Source organism: Bradyrhizobium sp. NAS96.2 (assembly GCF_001908235.1).
Classification (GTDB): Bacteria; Pseudomonadota; Alphaproteobacteria; order Rhizobiales; family Xanthobacteraceae; genus Bradyrhizobium.
Map to the genome: position 1 here is coordinate 1 of NZ_LGHK01000111.1, position 16,292 is coordinate 16,292.

The window sequence follows — 16,292 nt, forward strand, 5'->3', positions numbered from 1 at the left end:
TCATCGCTTGCGCACGGAAGCTGCTGATCTATGCCAACACTGTCGTCCAGCGCGGAACGCCTTGGCTCGAAACAACCGTCACGGCTTAATGGTTGCTACGCGCTGGAGAGAACCCCCACCCGCCGCGCTTCGGACGACGCTTCGCGTCGCTCGGCGCGCGTCGGCCTCCCCCGCAAGCGGGAGAGGCAAGCAAGTCACGCCCTCCGCGCCTCGAGCGCCATCTTCATCGCAAGCCCTGCGAGCACCGTGCCCATCAGCCAGCGCTGCACCAAAAGCCAGGTCGGGCGGGTGCCGAGGAACACCGCGATCGAGCCGGCGGCGAGCGCGATCATCGCGTTGACGCTGACGCTGATCACGATCTGGATCGAGCCGAGCGCGAGCGACTGCGTCAGCACGCTGCCGCCTGCGGGATCGATGAACTGCGGCAGCAGCGCCAGATAGAGCATGGCTATCTTCGGATTCAGCAGATTGGTGAGGAAGCCCATTGCGAACAATTTGCGCGGGCCGTCGACCTTCAGCGCCTTGACCTGGAACGGCGAGCGGCCGCCGGGCTTCAGCGCCTGCCACGCCAGCCAGAGCAGATAGGCGGCACCAGCGAAGCGCAGCGCGTCATAGGCATAGGGAATCGCAAACAGCAGCGCGGTGATGCCGAACGCCGCGCACAGCATGTAGAACACGAAGCCGAGCGCGACGCCGCCGAGCGAAACGATGCCGGCCGCCGGCCCTTGCGTGATCGAGCGCGAGATCAGGTACATCATGTTCGGCCCCGGCGTCAGCACCATGCCGAGGCAGACGAGCGCAAAGCCGAGCAGGGCGGATGTATGGGGCATGATGGGTCTCGCGAGGGGATGCAGACACTTCTAGCGTGTCATCCGCCGCGCGGCCATGCTGGAATTGCTCTCGGATCAATTATCGCGGGTGGCCGGTCGTCACCGCGAACCATATCGCGATGCCGACCAGTGCCAGCGCAAAGGCGCCGCGAATGGTCCGGCGGTTGTTCGCGACGTCGATAGTCGACTGCATGGCGCCGGCCAGCGTGACGATGGTCGAATGGATCAGCGTGGCGATCGCGACATAGATGAGACTGAGCAGCAACGTCTGCGACGCGACGGATACAGCATCGGGCCGAACGAACTCCGGCAGCACGGCAACGTAGAACACCGCGGCCTTCGGATTAAGCAGATTGGTGATCAGGCCGCGCCGAAATGCAGGCCATGGCCGCTCGTTCCGTGCCGCGTCCGCCGCGCCGTCGGCTTGACCCGACCAGGCATCCCACGCGAGCCACAGCAGATAGAGCACGCCGCCCCATCGCAGCAGGCCGTAGAGCAGCGGCGAATTGTCGATCACGGCGGCCAGCCCGAAGGCCGCGATCATGCCGTAGGTCATCAAGCCGAGTGCGATGCCTCCGACGGCGGCGAACCCGGTGCGCATGCCGCTCGATAGCGACAGCGCGGCGAGGTAAGTCATGTTGGGGCCGGGCGTGATCTCGATGACGAGCGCGGTCAGCGCGAAGGCAAGCAGCGGATGGATCTCAGCCAAGGGTCAACTAAGGCTCCCATCCACATGATGCATCCGATTGCGCCGCGAACCGCTCGTCAATGCGCCTCGTCCCAATTGTTCGCAGCGCGGGCGTCGACCTGCAGCGGCAGCGACAGGATCACGGCCGGGAACGGCGCGTCCTGCATCACCTTCTGCACCACCGGCAGCGTCGCCGCGACTTCCGCGTCGGGCACCTCGAAGATCAGTTCGTCATGCACCTGCAGCAGCATCTGCGCCGAGAGCTTCTTCTCGGTGAGCGCGTCCTCGACCCGGATCATGGCGCGGCGGATGATGTCGGCCGCGGTGCCCTGTAGCCGCGCGTTGATCGCGGCGCGTTCGTTGAAGGCGCGCACCGAGGCGTTCGACGCCTTGATGTCGGGGTAGTACATCTTACGGCCGAACAGCGTCGTGACATAGCCGTTGCGGCGGCAGGAGTCCTTGGTCTCGTCCATATAGGCGCGGATGCCGGGGAAGCGCTCGAAGTACTTCTTGATGTAGGCCGAAGCCTCCTCGCGCGCGATGCCGAGCTGGTTGGCAAGGCCGAACGCCGAGATGCCGTAGATGATGCCGAAATTGATCGCCTTGGCGCGGCGGCGCACCTCGCTCGGCATGTCCTTGATCGGCACGCCGAACATCTCGGACGCGGTCATCGCGTGAATGTCGAGCCCGTCGCGGAATGCCTGGCGCAGCACCGGCACGTCGGCGATCTCGGCGAGCAGCCGCAATTCGATCTGTGAGTAGTCCGCCGACACCAGCTTATGGCCCGGCGTCGCGATGAAGGCGCGGCGGATCTTGCGGCCGTCCTCGGTACGCACCGGGATGTTCTGCAAGTTCGGCTCGTTCGACGACAGCCGGCCCGTCGTGGTCGCCGCCAGCGCGTAAGTGGTGTGGACGCGATGGGTCTGCGGATTGACATAGGTCGGCAGCGCGTCGGTGTAGGTCGATTTCAGCTTCGAGACCTGGCGCCACTCCAGAATCTTCTTCGGGAATTCGTGGCCCTGCTCAGCGAGATCGTCCAGCACCTGCGCGGTGGTCGACCACGCGCCGGTCTTAGTCTTGCTGCCGCCGGGCAATCCCATCTTGCCGAAGATGATGTCGCCGATCTGCTTCGGGCTGCCGACATTGACCGGCTCGCCGGCGATCTCCTGGATCTCGGCCTCGACCCGCGCCGCGGTCTGGGCGAAATCGCCCGACAGCCGCGACAGCACCTGGCGGTCGATCGAGATGCCGCGGCGCTCCATTCGCGCCAGCACCGAGACCAGCGGCCGCTCCAGCGTCTCGTAGACCGTCGTCATGCGCTCGGCGACCAGGCGCGGCTTCAGCACGCGCCACAGCCGCAGGATCACGTCGGCGCTCTCGGCCGCGTATTCGGTCGCCTTGTCGATCGTGACCTGGTCGAAGGTCAGCTTGCCCTTGCCGCTGCCGACGAGGCCGCCGTAATTGACGACGGCATGGCCGAACCAGCGCTCGGCGAGCGCCTCCAGCGCGTGCGAGCCGCGGCCGGCATCGAGCGCGTAGGACATCAGCTGCGCGTCATCGATGTTGCGCAGCGTGACGCCGTGCTGCGCCAAGGTCACCGCGGTGAACTTGACGTTGAAGCCGACCTTCTGGATGCCGGCGGACTCCAGCAGCGGCTTCAGCGCCTTCAGCGCATCGGCGGTCTTAAGCTGCCCGGGGGCGAGGCCGGCATCGAACAGGCCGGCGCCGCCGCCGGCCTCTCTGTGGTTGAGCGGCACGTAGCAGGCGTCGTTTGGCGCCAGCGCCAGCGCAAGGCCCGAGAGCTCGCCCTGCATCGGGTCGATCGATTCCGACATCGCCTCGATCGCGAGATAGCCGGTGTCGTGGGCGCGCGCGATCAGGGCGTTGAGCTGATCGAGACTGCCGATCGCCTGATACGCCTTGCGGTCGAAGCCGGTGTTGCGGATCGCTTCGCCACGGGCCTCGGCCAGCGTCGCCGGCGTGCCCTTGCGGTTGGAGTTCTTGTCGTCGCGCGCGCCGGTCGGCTTGGCCTTCGCAGGTGGTGCCGCGCCGGCTATCGGTGCGTCGCCCGGCGCCGGCGTCACGTCCGACGGCGGCAGCGGCGAGAACACGCTGGCGCCGCTCTTATTGCCGGGATCGGCGTCGACATTGGCAGGGTCGATCTGCGCATAGTCGGCGACGCGGCGGGTGAGGGTGGTGAACTCCATCGCCTTGAGGAAGGCGATCAGCCGGCGCGAGTCCGGCTCGTGCACCGCGAGGTCGTCGAGCGGCACTTCGAGATCGACCTTGTCGTCGAGCAGCACCAGCTGGCGCGAGATGCGCGCCTTCTCGGCGTTCTCGAGCAGCGCCTCGCGCCGCTTCGGCTGCTTGATCTCGGTGGCGCGGAACAGCAGCTGATCGAGATCGCCATATTCGATGATCAGCTGCGCCGCGGTCTTGATGCCGATGCCGGGCACGCCGGGCACGTTGTCGGTGGAGTCGCCGGCCAGCGCCTGCACCTCGACGACCTTCTCCGGCGGCACGCCGAATTTCTCGATCACCTCCGGGATGCCGATGCGGCGGTCCTTCATCGTATCGTACATCACGACCTTGTCGGTGACGAGCTGCATCAGGTCCTTGTCTGACGACACGATGGTCGTGCTGGCGCCGCGCTCATTGGCCTGCCGCGCGTAGGTCGCGATCAGATCGTCGGCCTCGAAGCCCGCCTGCTCGAGGCAGGGCAGGTCGAAGGCGCGCACCGCCTCGCGGATCAGCGCGAATTGCGGGATCAGATCATCGGGCGCCGGCGGCCGGTGCGCCTTGTAATCCGGATAGAGCTTGTTGCGGAACGTGATCTCCGACTTGTCGAACACGATCGCCAGATGGGTCGGCCGGTTGTCCTCCGGCATGTCGCGCAGCAGCTTCCACAGCATGTTGCAGAAGCCGAGCACGGCATTGACCTGCAGCCCGTCGGACTTGCGGTTGAGCGGCGGCAGCGCGTGATAGGCGCGGAAGATGTAGCCCGACCCGTCGACCAAAAAGATATGGTCGCCCTTGGCCGCGGGCTTGCTCGCAACCGGCTTGGCGGCGACGGGCTTGGGGGCGGTGTTCGGAGCGGGCTTGGCGGGGTCTTTGGAGGCTGTTTTCGGCATGGCCGAAACTTAGGGATTTTTGCGGAGAATGACAGCCTTACGTGTGTGGATTCCGGGTGTGCCGCACAGCCAAATCGTCGTCCCGGCGAAGGCCGGGACCCATAACCACAGCCGTTCGTTGTGGAAGCCCGCTGCGCCCCATCGTCGTCTCACCGCAGGCAGTCGGGGTAATGGGTCCCGGCCTTCGCCGGGACGACGATCAAAATTCGGACGACACCGAGCTACGCCTTATCCCCGGTCGGCGAGAACAGGTAGCCGCCGCCGCGGATGGTGCGGATCACGGACGGCTTGGTCGGATCGAACTCGATCTTGCGGCGGATGCGCATGATGCGGAGGTCGACGGCGCGGTCGAAGGCCTCGGCGTCGCGCGCATTGGCCAGTTCCAAAAGCCGCTCGCGCGACAGCACGCGCTTCGGGTTGGCCGCGAACACTTTCAGCAGGCCGAATTCGGAGGCCGTCAGCGGGTGCTCATTGCCCTCGTCGTCGCGCAGCGCCTGGGCTTCGAGATCGAGCCATTTGGTGCCGAACCGCACCAGCTGCTCCTTTCCGGCCTTCGCGCTCGCCGGTTCCGGCGCGGCTGACTTCGCCGGCCCGCTCCGCCGCAGCACCGAGCGAATCCGCGCCATCAGCTCGCGCAGCTCGCAGGGTTTTGCCACGTAATCGTCGGCGCCGAGCTCGAGCCCGACCACGCGGTCGATCGGGCTGGCAGTAGCTGTCAGCATGATGACGGGGACGTTGATCTTGCTCTTGAGGTCGCGAATGATCGACAGCCCGTCTTCCTCGGGCATGTTGAGGTCCAGCACCACGAGATCGGGCGTGCTGCTCTCGATCTCCTTGCGCAGGCTCTTGCCGCCATCGCACAGCGTCACGCCGAAGCCATGCATCTTGAGGTAATCGCCGACCATCTCGCGGGCCGGCGCCTCGTCGTCGACGATGAAGATATGCGGGTTCTGGTTCATGTCTCTGTCGCCGGCAGTGTAACCGTAAAGGTCGACCCCTGTCCGGGGCCCGGGCTCTGCGCGGTCACATGGCCGCCATGCATGTCGATGATACGCTTGACGATGGAAAGGCCGAGGCCGGTCGAGCTTTCGCCCGCGGTCGGCTTGGCCGACAGCCGCTGGAACCGGCCGAACAGCCGGCCGAGATCCTCCGGGCTGAGGCCGGGGCCCTGGTCGGCGATCCGGATCACGGTGTCGTCGCCCTCGTGACTGACCGCGACCGTGATCTTGCCGCCGATCGGCGAATATTTGATGGCGTTGCTGACCAGATTGTCGATCGCCTCGCGGATCCGGTCGGCGTCGCACATCGTGACGAACTGCTGCGGCCCCGAGACCGAGATGCTTTGCTGCTTGTTGACGGCCGAGGGCAGATTGGCCTCGGTGACCTCGTTGACGAGGGCCGCGACATCGACCGGCTCGCGGCGGATGGTGATGTCGAAGGCATCCGCCATCGCATCCGAGATCAGGTGATCGACCATCGAGGTCAGCCGCTTGGTGGCGTCCCGGATGTGCTCGACCTGCGCGGTGACGTTCTCCTTCGGCGAGCCGGCGCCGATCAGTTCGGTCAGCATTTCGGTGCGGCCGAGGATCACGCCGAGCGGATTCTTCAGGTCGTGGGCGACGGTGCCGAGGATCTCGTTCTTGAAGCCGTTGGCGCGCTGCAGCCGCAGCCATTGCGCCGACAGCCGCCGGTTGGCCTGCATCAGCGCGCGGGTGCGCTGCGTGACGCGGTCCTCGAGCTGGGTGTTGGCCTCGTGCAGCTGCTGGTACAGGATCACGTTGTCGAACGCGATCGACAGCCGGCTCGAGAATATCTCGACCAGCGCACGGTCGGTGTCGGAGAGCTGGCGCTCGGCCTGCAGCAGCACCACGACCTCGCGGCCGCTGCCGGTGCGCGAATAGAGCACGCTGCGGTGGTCGGCGAATTCGTTCTTGCGGGCCTGGAAGGCCGCCTCCACCATGTGCCTGAGGTCAGGATCGAGCGCCTTCGAGGAGGTGGTGCCGATGAAGCGGCTGTAGCAGCCCGAGCAGGCCAGCACCGAGAAATCACATGCGGCCGCATTGCCGTCGTCGCGCAGCACCAGAATGCCGGCGCAATCGACGTTGAGCAGCGAGGCGAGTTGTGTCAGCACGCCCTCGGCCAGCCGCTGCATCGACTTGAAGTCGTACAGCGTCGAGGCTGCGTCGATGATGATCTCGAGCCCGCGCCGCGTCTGCACCATGCGCTCGAGCTGCTGGTAGCTGCGCAGCGCCGCGGTCAGCGAGGTGAACAGCTTGTCGGCGGTGAGCTCGGTCTTCGCCTTGTAGTCGTTGATGTCGTATTGCACGATGACGCGCCGCTCCGGCGCCTGGCCGGGCTGGCCGGTGCGCAGGATGATGCGGACGGTCTCGTTCCTGATCTCGTTGCGGATGTATTCGACGAGCTCGAGGCCGGCGACGTCGGTCTCCATGATGACGTCGAGCAGCACGGCCGCGATGTCGGGATTGTCCCGCATCAGCGTGCGGCCTTCGGCCGCAGAGTAGGCCGACAGGATCTCCAGCGTTGCGCCGTTCAGATTGTAGTCGCTCAGTGCGAAACGGGTGCCCTCATGGACGGCGTGATCGTCGTCGATCACGGCGATCTTCCATTTGCGAGCCGACGAGTCCTCCTGGGGGCTCTCGGTGTCGTCGATCAGTTGGAGGACATCGTCCTGTTCGGCCATTGACTGGTTCCGTCGGCTGCTGCGTCAGTGATCGTGGGCTCGCCCTTGGGAGCCCCCTTGGCGATCCTGGGCATGATAATGCGAAAAGTGGTGCCTTGTCCTACCCTTGACTCCAGCATCATGCGCCCGCCGAGCTGCTGGGTGACGAGGTTATAGACGATATGGAGGCCGAGGCCCGTACCACCTTCGTTGCGGCGTGTCGTAAAGAACGGGTCGAACGCCTGTCGCTGCACGTCCGGCGTCATGCCAGCCCCGTCGTCTGCGAAGATGATCTCGACATCGTCAGCGCCGCGTCCACGCGCCGAGATCGTGATGTTGCCGGAGCGGCCGTCGGCAAAGGCATGATTGACGGCGTTGAGGAAAAGATTGGTTAAGATCTGGCCATAGGCGCCGGGATAGCCGTCGATCAAGAGGCCATCGGGCACATCGACGGACAGTGCGATCGCCGCCTTCTTCAGCACCGGCCGCAGGCTCGCCACGATCTGGTCGGTGGATTCGCTTAAAGAGAACTGGCGGCGCTCGGCATGCGAGCGGTCGACGGCAACCTGCTTGAACGACTGGATCAGCTCGCCGGCGCGTTGCAGGTTCGAGACCAGTTGCTGCGATGCGTCACGCGAGGCGCGCACGAAGTCGTCGAGCCTGGAGCGGCGCAGCGGCTCGGTCTTCAAATCGTTCTCGAACATCTCGCTGCGGCGGGCAAAGCTCGAGGCGACCGTCAGGCTGATGCCGATCGGATTGTTGACCTCATGGGCGACGCCGGCAACCAGGCCGCCGAGCGCGGCGAGGCGCTCGGCATCGATCAGGTTCTGCTGCGCGGTGTTGAGCTCGAGCAGCGCGCTCTCGGCCTTCTCCTTGGCGGTGCGCAGCTCGTCCTCGGTCTCGCGCTTGGCGATCGCATTCTCGCGGAACACCTCGACGGCACGCGCCATCGCGCCGACCTCGTCCTTGGCCGACGTGCCCTGCACCGGCCGGTCGAGGTCTCCAGAGGTGATGGTGCGCATCGCGGCCATGATCTGCGCCAGCGGCAGCCGGATCGACAATGCGATCATCACGCCGGCGGACATGATGACGCCGAGGAAGATCACCGCGATCGACAGCACCCGGCGCGAGATCGACGTCAGCGTCTTGTCGAACGTCTCCTGCGCCTTCTGCTCGCGCTGGCGCATCTTCACCGAGAGATCGTCGATCGCGCCGATCGCGTCGGCCTGGCTGGCGTCGATCGAATTGCGCAACAGATCGGTGCGGTTGGTGAGCTGTTCGCTGAGCTTGCCGAGCCCGTCGCGCAGCTCGGCGGTCTTGACCTTGAGCCGCGCCAGCGCCATGCGCTGCAGATCGTTCTCGGCCAGATCGGTCATGACCGGGATCGTCTTCTCGATCGTATCGATGTTGCGGCGGGCTTCCTCGGCCGACGAGGAGGCCAGCGAGAGGTAGTAGGCGTTCGCGGCGACCAGCAGCGAGGTGAACGCCTCGCGCGATTTGCCGAGCGCGGGCCAGATCAGCGCGTCGCGATGGCCGGTGGCGCCCTCTATGATCGAATACAGCCCGGCCATGTCCCTGGTCGGCGTCAGCACCTGCTCGTCATAGGTCTTGGAGATCTTGGTCTGCACCGTGCGCAATTCGCCGAAGCCGTCGAGGAAGCGGCTGGTGGCGCGTTCGAGCTGCTCGACCGAGCCGGACAGCATCGGGTCGGTCGAGGCGCGGTTGGTCAGCGTGCCGAGCACGGCCTCGCGCAGCAGCAGGATTTCCGCGAACAGGTCCGGGCTCGGCTGGTTGATGTAGCGATGGATCAGGTTCTGCAGCCGGCTGGTCTCGCTTTCGAGCTTAGCCAGGATCTTGTCGGATTCCCGCACCTGGCGGACATCATCCCAGGCCGAACCGAGCACCTTCGAGCCGTTCCAGATCAGCACCGCGAGCACGATCACGACTGCGGAGTTGAGCAGCGCGATCGAGAGGATGCGCCAGCGGATCGGCACCGCACGCAGCAACTGGACGATGCGGAAGCGGCCCTGCGGCCCGAAGGCCGCCGGTCGTCGCATCGTCACGTCCTGTTGAGGTGCGTCCAAGATCCGGTCACTCCACGTTGCGGATGCGTTCGATCAGCGCTGCGATCGCCGGATCGCGCTCGGCCTTGGCATAGATGCCGGCCATCGCCGCCTCGAACGGCTTGCGGTCGAAGTCGGTCACGACCTTCACGCCCGCAAGCTCCGCCTGCTTGCGCGAGCGCTCCTCGAGATCCCGCCACTTCTCGCGCATGTAAAGGCTGGAGCGCTGCGCGGCGTCGCGGAAGATGGTCTGCTCGTCGGGCGAGAGGCTGGCCCAGGCCTTGCGCGACATCACCAGCACTTCGGGGCTCACGGTGTGTTGGGTCAACGTGTAATAGCCGGCATATTTGTAGTGGCCGGTGGTGACGAAGGACGGCCAGTTGTTCTCGGCACCGTCGATCAGCCGGTTGGCAAGCCCGGTCATTACCTGGCCGTAGGCCATCTGGACCGGCTGGGCGCCGAGCGCGCGGATCATATCCGACATCTGTTCGGATTGCTGCACGCGCAGCCGCAACCCCTTGAGGTCGTCGAGCGAACGCACCGGGCGCACGCTGTTATAGATCGAGCGGCCGCCGGAATCGTAGAAGGTGAGCCCGACGAAGCCGTGGGCCTCGAGACTGCCGAGGATCTCGTTGCCGATCGGCCCGTCCAGCACATGCTGCAGGTGCTCATGTGATCGAAACAGGAACGGCATCGCCAGCACGTTGACGGACGGCACCATGGTCCCGATCAGCGCGACATTGGTCCGGTTCAGATCGATGGCCCCGACCCGGGTCTGCTCCAGCGTCTCCTTTTCCTCGCCGAGCTGGCGGGAATGGAAGACCACGATGCGGTGCCGGCCGCCGGTGTGTTCGGCGATCAGACGGTCCATGTAATTCAGCGCCTGGACGGTCGGATAGTCTTCATTCTGGGTGTCGGCGGTGCGGAACTCGCGCGCAAAAGCACTCGCCGAAACCGCTGCCCATAACAGCGCGACGGCAAGCGTTATTGTCCGCGAAAGGCCGGCGCGGCGGTACACAGGCTGCATTTCCCCTTGTGATTTGTGTCCAGGGCGGGAGGAAAAGGTTCAACGCTTTTTAGCAGAATGGCGATGGTTCGCCCATCGGCCAAGCGTTAATTCGGCGCTGCAACTTGCGGTGTCGATTGAATTTGCGGTTGTAGCGCCTTATGACGGCGTGCTCGCACCCGGGAACGACTCGTCGTGAAGTTCGCCTTGAAGCTTGCCTTGAAGCTCCTGCATCTCCTCGTCGTGACCCTTCTGCTTGTGGCGCCGGCGCAAGCGGCGACCGATATCATGTGGTGGCACGCGATGTCGGGCGAGCTCGGCAAGCAGCTCGAGAAGCTCGCCGCCGACTTCAACGCCTCGCAATCCGACTACCGGATCGTGCCCGCCTACAAGGGCAACTACACCGAGACCGTCACCGCGGCGATCTTCGCCTTCCGCTCGCGCAGCCAGCCGGCGATCGTTCAGGTCAACGAGATTGCCACCGCAACCATGATGGCGGCGCGCGGCGCGATCTATCCGGTGTTCGAGCTGATGCGCGATCAGTCGGAGGCGTTCGTGCCACAGGCCTACCTGCCCGCGGTCGCCGGCTACTATGCCGATGTCGATGGCAACATGCTGTCGTTCCCGTTCAACGCCTCGACGCCGATCCTCTACTACAACAAGGATATGTTCCGCTCCGCCGGGCTCGATCCGAGCGAGCCGCCGAAGACCTGGGCCGAGCTCGGTACGATGGCGAAGCGGCTGCGCGCGGCCGGCGCGATGTGCGGCGTCACCACGTCATGGCCGTCCTGGATCAATGTCGAGAATTTCTCCGCCTTCCACAATCTGCCAATCGCGACCAGGGCCAACGGCTTTGCCGGGCTCGACGCGCAGCTGGTCTTCAACAACCCGATCGTGGTGCGTCATATCGCGCAGCTCGCGCAGTGGCAGGCCGACAAGTCGTTCGACTACAGCGGCCGCGGGCAGGCGGCCGAGCCGCGCTTCCAGAAGGGCGAGTGCGGCATCTTCATCGGCTCGTCGGGCACCCGCGCCGACATCAAGGCCAATTCGAAATTCGAGGTCGGCTACGGCATGATGCCGTACGAGGCCGACGTGCAGGGCGCGCCGCAGAACTCGATCATCGGTGGCGCCACGCTGTGGGTGCTGCGCGACCGGCCGCGCGCTGAATATGCCGGGGTGGCAAAATTCTTCGCCTATCTGTCGCGGGCCGAGGTGCAGGCGGACTGGCATCAGAACACGGGCTATCTGCCGATCACCCGCGCCGCGTTCGATCTCAGCCGCGCGCAGGGCTTCTACGATCGCAATCCCGGCGCCTCGATCTCGATCGAGGAGGTCACGCTGAAGCCGCCGACCGACAAGTCGAGGGGGGTCCGTCTCGGCTCGTTCGTGCTGGTCCGCGATGTGATCGAGGAGGAGCTCGAGCAGGTGTTCGCCGGCAAGCGTTCGGCGCAGGCCGCGATGGACAACGCCGTCGAGCGCGGCAACCGTCTGCTGCGCCAGTTCGAGCGCGCCAATCCGGACCGGTGATGGTGCAGCCGCTCTTCCCCCGTCATTGCGAGCGAAGCGAAGCAATCCATCATGCCCCACGCTCGGCTATGGATTGCTTCGTCGCTGCGCTCCTCGCAATGACGATTGTTATATGACTGCGCTCCTTCCACCCATCACCACCTACGACACCTACCGCGCCTGGCGCGGCGACACGTCGCGCTGGCTGCCGGTCGCGCGCGATATTGCCGATGGCCGCGGGCTATCATGCGCTACGCCGCATGTGTTCTCGACCGGCACCAACCTCGTCGTCGGGCTCGACGGCGACCTGATCCTGAAACTTTTCCCGCCGTTCCTGCGCCCGCAATTCGTGTCCGAGCGCGGCGCGCTCGCGCAGTTACGGGGACGGCTCGGCATTCCGATCCCCGACCTCGTCGCGGAGGGGGAGCGCGACGGCTGGCCTTATCTCGTCATTACGCACCTCGCCGGCACGGTCGGCTCGGAGGTCTGGCCATCGTTGACGGAAGCCGAGCAGGAGCGCGTGCTCGCCGAGATCGGCGCCGTGATCGCCGACGTGCAGCGCGTGCCGCCCGGCGGCCTGCTTGCGATCGAGCCGCGCTGGGAGGCCTTCATGCGAACCCAGATCGCGCAGTGCCGGGCGCGGCATGAACGGCTCGGCCTGCCGGCGAAATTCCGCACATCGCTCGATGATCTGCTGCGTGACGCCACTGAGTTGATCCCGATGCACGCGCCGCCGGTGATCCTGACCGGCGAGTACATCCCGGAGAATTTTCTGCTCGGCCGCCGGGCCGACGGCTGGCACGTCGCCGGCCTGTTCGACTTCGGCGACGTCCGGACCGGATGGGGCGAATACGATTTGCTCGGTCCCAGCGCCTTCATGGCCGCCGGGCATCCTCGCCTTGTGCGCAGCCTGTTCGACGGCTTCGGCATCCCGCGCAGTGAGGTGAATTTCACGCTGAAGCGGCGGCTGATGGCGCTCATGATGCTGCACTCGGCGAGCGATCCGCTGCGGCACATCTGCATCGCGGGCTGGCCGGACCGGGTCGATGACTTCGTGAAGTTGCAGGAGCTGATCTGGCCGGGCTAGCACTACCGCGCCAGGGTGCTCCCTCTGCCGTCATTGCGAGGAGCGCCAGCGACGAAGCAATCCATCTATCCGCGCTTGCGGCCTAATGGATTGCTTCGCTTCGCTCGCAATGACGCTGGCAGCCTTCCCGCTGCGCAGGAGTGCTAGCCATCGGCGCACGGCCACAAAACAAGCATCCTTTGTGCTGTGCATATATTTTGAGCAAACTTCCGGCCTTTGTATGCAATTTCATGTCCCTCCTCGGACGGCAGTCTAAGATACCATCGTTGATTTTTTCAAATATTACAGCGCGTTAACTCCCTCATAAGCCTTCGTTAAGGGTTGGCACAATCCTTGCGAACTGAGTTCCAAGGCCCGCTCCCGGGCGTTGGAGCATCACATGAAGCGTCGCGATTTCCTCAAATCGGTGTCTGGACTGGCCGCGGGGGCGCTGGCGCCGACCGCGCCTGCGATCTGGTCGCCGGCCAAGGCCGATGCGCGCGCCGAGACGCTGCTGATCGTCTCCGAGGGCGGTCCCAACAATCTCGATATCCACGGCGTCGGCACCAACGTGCCCGGCTATGAGGTGTCGTGGAATTGCTACGACCGCCTGATCAGCCACGAGATGAAGAGCGGCCCGGGCGGCGTGCCTTACTACGACCGCGACAAGTTCAAACCCGAGCTCGCCGAGGATTTCAACATCGGCGACATGTCGGTCACCTTCAAGCTGCGCAAGAACGCCAAATTCCATGACGGCACGCCTGTCACGGCGAAGGACGTCAAATGGTCGCTCGACCGTGCCGTCTCTGTCGGCGGCTTCCCGACCTTCCAGATGAGCGCGGGCTCGCTGACCAAGCCCGAGCAGTTCGTGATCGTCGACGACCATACGGTGCGCGTCGACTTCCTCAGGAAGGACAAGCTCACGATCCCCGACCTCGCTGTGATCGTGCCCTGTGTCGTCAACTCCGAGCTGGTCAAGAAGAACGCCAGCGAAAAGGATCCCTGGGGTCTCGAATTCACCAAGCAGCAGACCGCGGGCTCCGGCGCCTACAAGGTGACCAAATGGACCGCCGGCACCGAAGTCGTCATGGAGCGCAACGACGATTGGGTCTGCGGTCCCCTGCCGAAGATCAAGCGCGTGATCTGGCGCATGGTGCCGCAGGCCGGCAACCGCCGGGCGCTGCTCGAGCGCGGTGATGCCGACATCTCCTACGAGCTGCCGTTCAAGGACTTCCAGGAGATGAAGGCGAACGGCAAGCTCAACGTGGTCTCGCTGCCGTTCTCCAACGGCATCCAGTATATCGGCATGAACGTCACCAAGCCGCCGTTCGACAATCCGAAGGTGCGGCAGGCGATGGCCTACGCGATGCCCTACCAAAAAATCATGGATGCGGTGCTGTTCGGTCTCGCCAACCCGATGTTCGGCGCGGCCAGGGACAAGCCGACCGAGGTGGCCTGGCCGCAGCCGACCAAGTATTTCACCGACATGGAGAAGGCCAAGGCGCTGCTCACTGAAGCCGGCTACGCCAACGGCTTCGAGACCACGATCTCGTTCGACCTGAATTTCGCTGGCGTCAATGAGCCGCTCTGCGTCTTGGTGCAGGAGAGCCTCGGGCAGCTCGGCATCAAGACCACGATCAACAAGGTGCCCGGCGCCAACTGGCGCACCGAGCTCGCCAAGAAGGAAATGCCGCTGTTCACCAACGTGTTCTCGGGCTGGCTCGATTACCCCGAGTACTTCTTCTACTGGTGCTATCACGGCAACAATTCAATCTTCAACACGATGAGCTACAAGTCGCCGGAAATGGACAAGCTCATCGACGGCGCGCGCATCGCCGCCGCCAACGGCGACACCGCGGCCTACGACGCCGACGTCAAGGGCTTCGTCGATCTCGCCTACGCCGACATCCCGCGCATCCCGCTCTATCAGCCGTTCGTCAACGTCGCGATGCAGAAGAACATCTCGGGCTACCAATACTGGTTCCACCGCCGCCTCGACTATCGCGCGATGGCGAAGGGGTGAGGATCATGTCGATGGTCCGCGACGCATCGGCATCGGCAGTCGGCTCCCTCTCCCGCTTGCGGGGGAGGGTTGGGGTGGGGGCTCTCTCCGCGAGTCACATTGTGGAGAGAGCCCCCACCCGACGCGCGCTGAGCGCGCGTCGGCCTCCCCCGCAAGCGGGAGAGGCGAAGGAGGCCCGCGGACGATCTCCTCAGATGTCATATGCGATTGTCCTCACCCGGAAGAGGGCAGGGGGCCCTGCCAGTCCCGTCGGGGCATTGCAGTTGCAAATCGCGAGGCGCCCATGCTGACCCTGATCGGCAAGCGGCTGCTGTTCGCGATCCCGTCGCTGATCGGGGTCGTGATCGTGACGTTCCTGTTGACGCGCGCGTTGCCGGGCGATCCCGCGGCTTATTTCGCTGGCCCAGCCGCGACCAAGGAGGCGGTCGATCAGATCAGGAAGAAGCTCGGCTTCGACAAGCCGCTGATCGAGCAGTTCGTGCGCTACACCGGCGATCTCGCCCACGGCGATCTCGGCACCTCGCTCACCACCGGCCAGCCTGTCGCCGCCGAGTTACGCAACCGCCTGCCGGCGTCGGCCGAACTCACTTTGCTCGGCCTCGTTGTCTCGATCGTGATCGCGATCCCGCTCGGCGTGCTGGCGGCGACGCGGCCGGGCTCCTGGATCGATCATCTCTGCCGCGTCACCACGACGGCCGGCGTATCGTTGCCGGTGTTCTTCACCGGGCTCGTGCTGGTTTACGTGTTCTACTTCCGGCTCGGCTGGGCGCCCGCGCCGCTCGGCCGGCTCGACGTGTTCTATAGCGCGCCGCCGACGGTCACCGGCTTCTATCTGATCGACACGCTGATCGCGCGCGACTTCGAGGCTTTTCGTTCGGCGCTTAGCCAATTGATCCTGCCGGCGGTGACGCTCGCGATCTTCTCGCTGGCGCCGATCGCGCGCATGACGCGGGCCTCGATGCTGGCGGTGCTGGCGTCGGATTTCGTCCGCACCGCGCGCGCCAGCGGCCTGTCGCCCGGCAAGGTGATCGTGACCTACGCGTTCCGAAACGCGATGCTGCCGGTCATCACCACGCTCAGCATGGTGTTCTCCTTCCTGCTCGGGGCCAATGTGCTGGTGGAGAAGGTGTTCGCCTGGCCCGGCATCGGCTCCTACGCGGTGGAGGCGCTGATCGCGTCCGATTTCGCGCCCGTCCAAGGCTTCGTGCTGACCATGGCGGTCATGTACGTGCTGCTCAATCTGTTGATCGACATCCTCTACGGCGTGATCGATCCGCGCGTCCGGCTGGAGGGTTAGAG

At 65.2% G+C, this 16,292-nt stretch carries 11 protein-coding genes; 4 read left to right on the forward strand and 7 right to left on the reverse strand.

Annotated features, from left to right (window positions below):
- Window positions 1–194 precede the first annotated feature (194 nt).
- The 7 genes from AC628_RS23475 to AC628_RS23505 form a co-directional block, all read right to left on the reverse strand.
- Window positions 195–830, reverse strand: a complete 636-nt coding sequence (locus AC628_RS23475) for a LysE family translocator (RefSeq protein ID WP_050406001.1) — start codon at window positions 828–830, stop codon at window positions 195–197.
- A 79-nt stretch (window positions 831–909) separates the two neighbouring features.
- The gene (locus AC628_RS23480) at window positions 910–1,539 is read right to left on the reverse strand and encodes a LysE family translocator (protein ID WP_283806714.1); all 630 of its coding nucleotides are present in this window, start codon (window positions 1,537–1,539) and stop codon (window positions 910–912) included.
- A gap of 56 nt (window positions 1,540–1,595) precedes the next feature.
- Window positions 1,596–4,649: a DNA polymerase I gene (gene polA / locus AC628_RS23485; protein WP_074129085.1), complete on the reverse strand. Its 3,054-nt coding sequence runs from the start codon at window positions 4,647–4,649 to the stop codon at window positions 1,596–1,598.
- Window positions 4,650–4,870: 221 nt separating this feature from the next.
- Window positions 4,871–5,608: a response regulator gene (locus tag AC628_RS23490; protein WP_074129086.1), complete on the reverse strand. Its 738-nt coding sequence runs from the start codon at window positions 5,606–5,608 to the stop codon at window positions 4,871–4,873.
- Window positions 5,605–7,350 carry an ATP-binding response regulator gene (locus AC628_RS23495; RefSeq protein ID WP_074129087.1) on the reverse strand — a complete coding sequence of 582 codons (1,746 nt, stop codon included), beginning with the start codon at window positions 7,348–7,350 and terminating at the stop codon, window positions 5,605–5,607. Before AC628_RS23495 ends, AC628_RS23490 begins: the two co-directional genes overlap by 4 nt.
- On the reverse strand, window positions 7,320–9,386 hold the full coding sequence (locus tag AC628_RS23500) for a sensor histidine kinase (RefSeq protein ID WP_074129088.1): 2,067 nt from the start codon (window positions 9,384–9,386) through the stop codon (window positions 7,320–7,322). Before AC628_RS23500 ends, AC628_RS23495 begins: the two co-directional genes overlap by 31 nt.
- A 34-nt stretch (window positions 9,387–9,420) precedes the next feature.
- Window positions 9,421–10,419, reverse strand: coding sequence for a TRAP transporter substrate-binding protein (locus AC628_RS23505; RefSeq protein ID WP_074129089.1), 999 nt, complete (start codon window positions 10,417–10,419; stop codon window positions 9,421–9,423).
- 186 nt (window positions 10,420–10,605) lie between these two features.
- On the opposite strand from AC628_RS23505, the gene ugpB reads away from it, so the two are divergent.
- From ugpB to AC628_RS23525, 4 genes are all read left to right on the forward strand, one after another.
- On the forward strand, window positions 10,606–11,925 hold the full coding sequence (gene ugpB, locus AC628_RS23510; RefSeq protein WP_074129119.1) for a sn-glycerol-3-phosphate ABC transporter substrate-binding protein UgpB: 1,320 nt from the start codon (window positions 10,606–10,608) through the stop codon (window positions 11,923–11,925).
- A gap of 112 nt (window positions 11,926–12,037) precedes the next feature.
- A complete protein-coding gene (locus AC628_RS23515; protein WP_074129090.1) occupies window positions 12,038–12,991 on the forward strand; it encodes an aminoglycoside phosphotransferase family protein in 954 nt (317 codons plus the stop codon).
- Window positions 12,992–13,370: 379 nt separating this feature from the next.
- The gene (locus tag AC628_RS23520; protein ID WP_074129120.1) at window positions 13,371–14,993 is read left to right on the forward strand and encodes an ABC transporter substrate-binding protein; all 1,623 of its coding nucleotides are present in this window, start codon (window positions 13,371–13,373) and stop codon (window positions 14,991–14,993) included.
- Window positions 14,994–15,276: 283 nt separating this feature from the next.
- Window positions 15,277–16,290, forward strand: a complete 1,014-nt coding sequence (locus AC628_RS23525; RefSeq protein ID WP_074129091.1) for an ABC transporter permease — start codon at window positions 15,277–15,279, stop codon at window positions 16,288–16,290.
- Window positions 16,291–16,292: the final 2 nt, after the last annotated feature.

What these genes read in the sequence shown, in the direction of transcription:
- AC628_RS23475 (WP_050406001.1), bottom strand. Translation starts at nt 830, where the DNA reads ATGCCCCATACATCCGCCCTGCTCGGCTTTGCGCTCGTCTGCCTCGGC.
- polA (WP_074129085.1), bottom strand. Translation starts at nt 4,649, where the DNA reads ATGCCGAAAACAGCCTCCAAAGACCCCGCCAAGCCCGCTCCGAACACC.
- AC628_RS23490 (WP_074129086.1), bottom strand. Translation starts at nt 5,608, where the DNA reads ATGAACCAGAACCCGCATATCTTCATCGTCGACGACGAGGCGCCGGCC.
- AC628_RS23495 (WP_074129087.1), bottom strand. Translation starts at nt 7,350, where the DNA reads ATGGCCGAACAGGACGATGTCCTCCAACTGATCGACGACACCGAGAGC.
- AC628_RS23500 (WP_074129088.1), bottom strand. Translation starts at nt 9,386, where the DNA reads ATGCGACGACCGGCGGCCTTCGGGCCGCAGGGCCGCTTCCGCATCGTC.
- AC628_RS23505 (WP_074129089.1), bottom strand. Translation starts at nt 10,419, where the DNA reads ATGCAGCCTGTGTACCGCCGCGCCGGCCTTTCGCGGACAATAACGCTT.
- AC628_RS23515 (WP_074129090.1), top strand. Translation starts at nt 12,038, where the DNA reads ATGACTGCGCTCCTTCCACCCATCACCACCTACGACACCTACCGCGCC.
- AC628_RS23520 (WP_074129120.1), top strand. Translation starts at nt 13,371, where the DNA reads ATGAAGCGTCGCGATTTCCTCAAATCGGTGTCTGGACTGGCCGCGGGG.
- AC628_RS23525 (WP_074129091.1), top strand. Translation starts at nt 15,277, where the DNA reads ATGCTGACCCTGATCGGCAAGCGGCTGCTGTTCGCGATCCCGTCGCTG.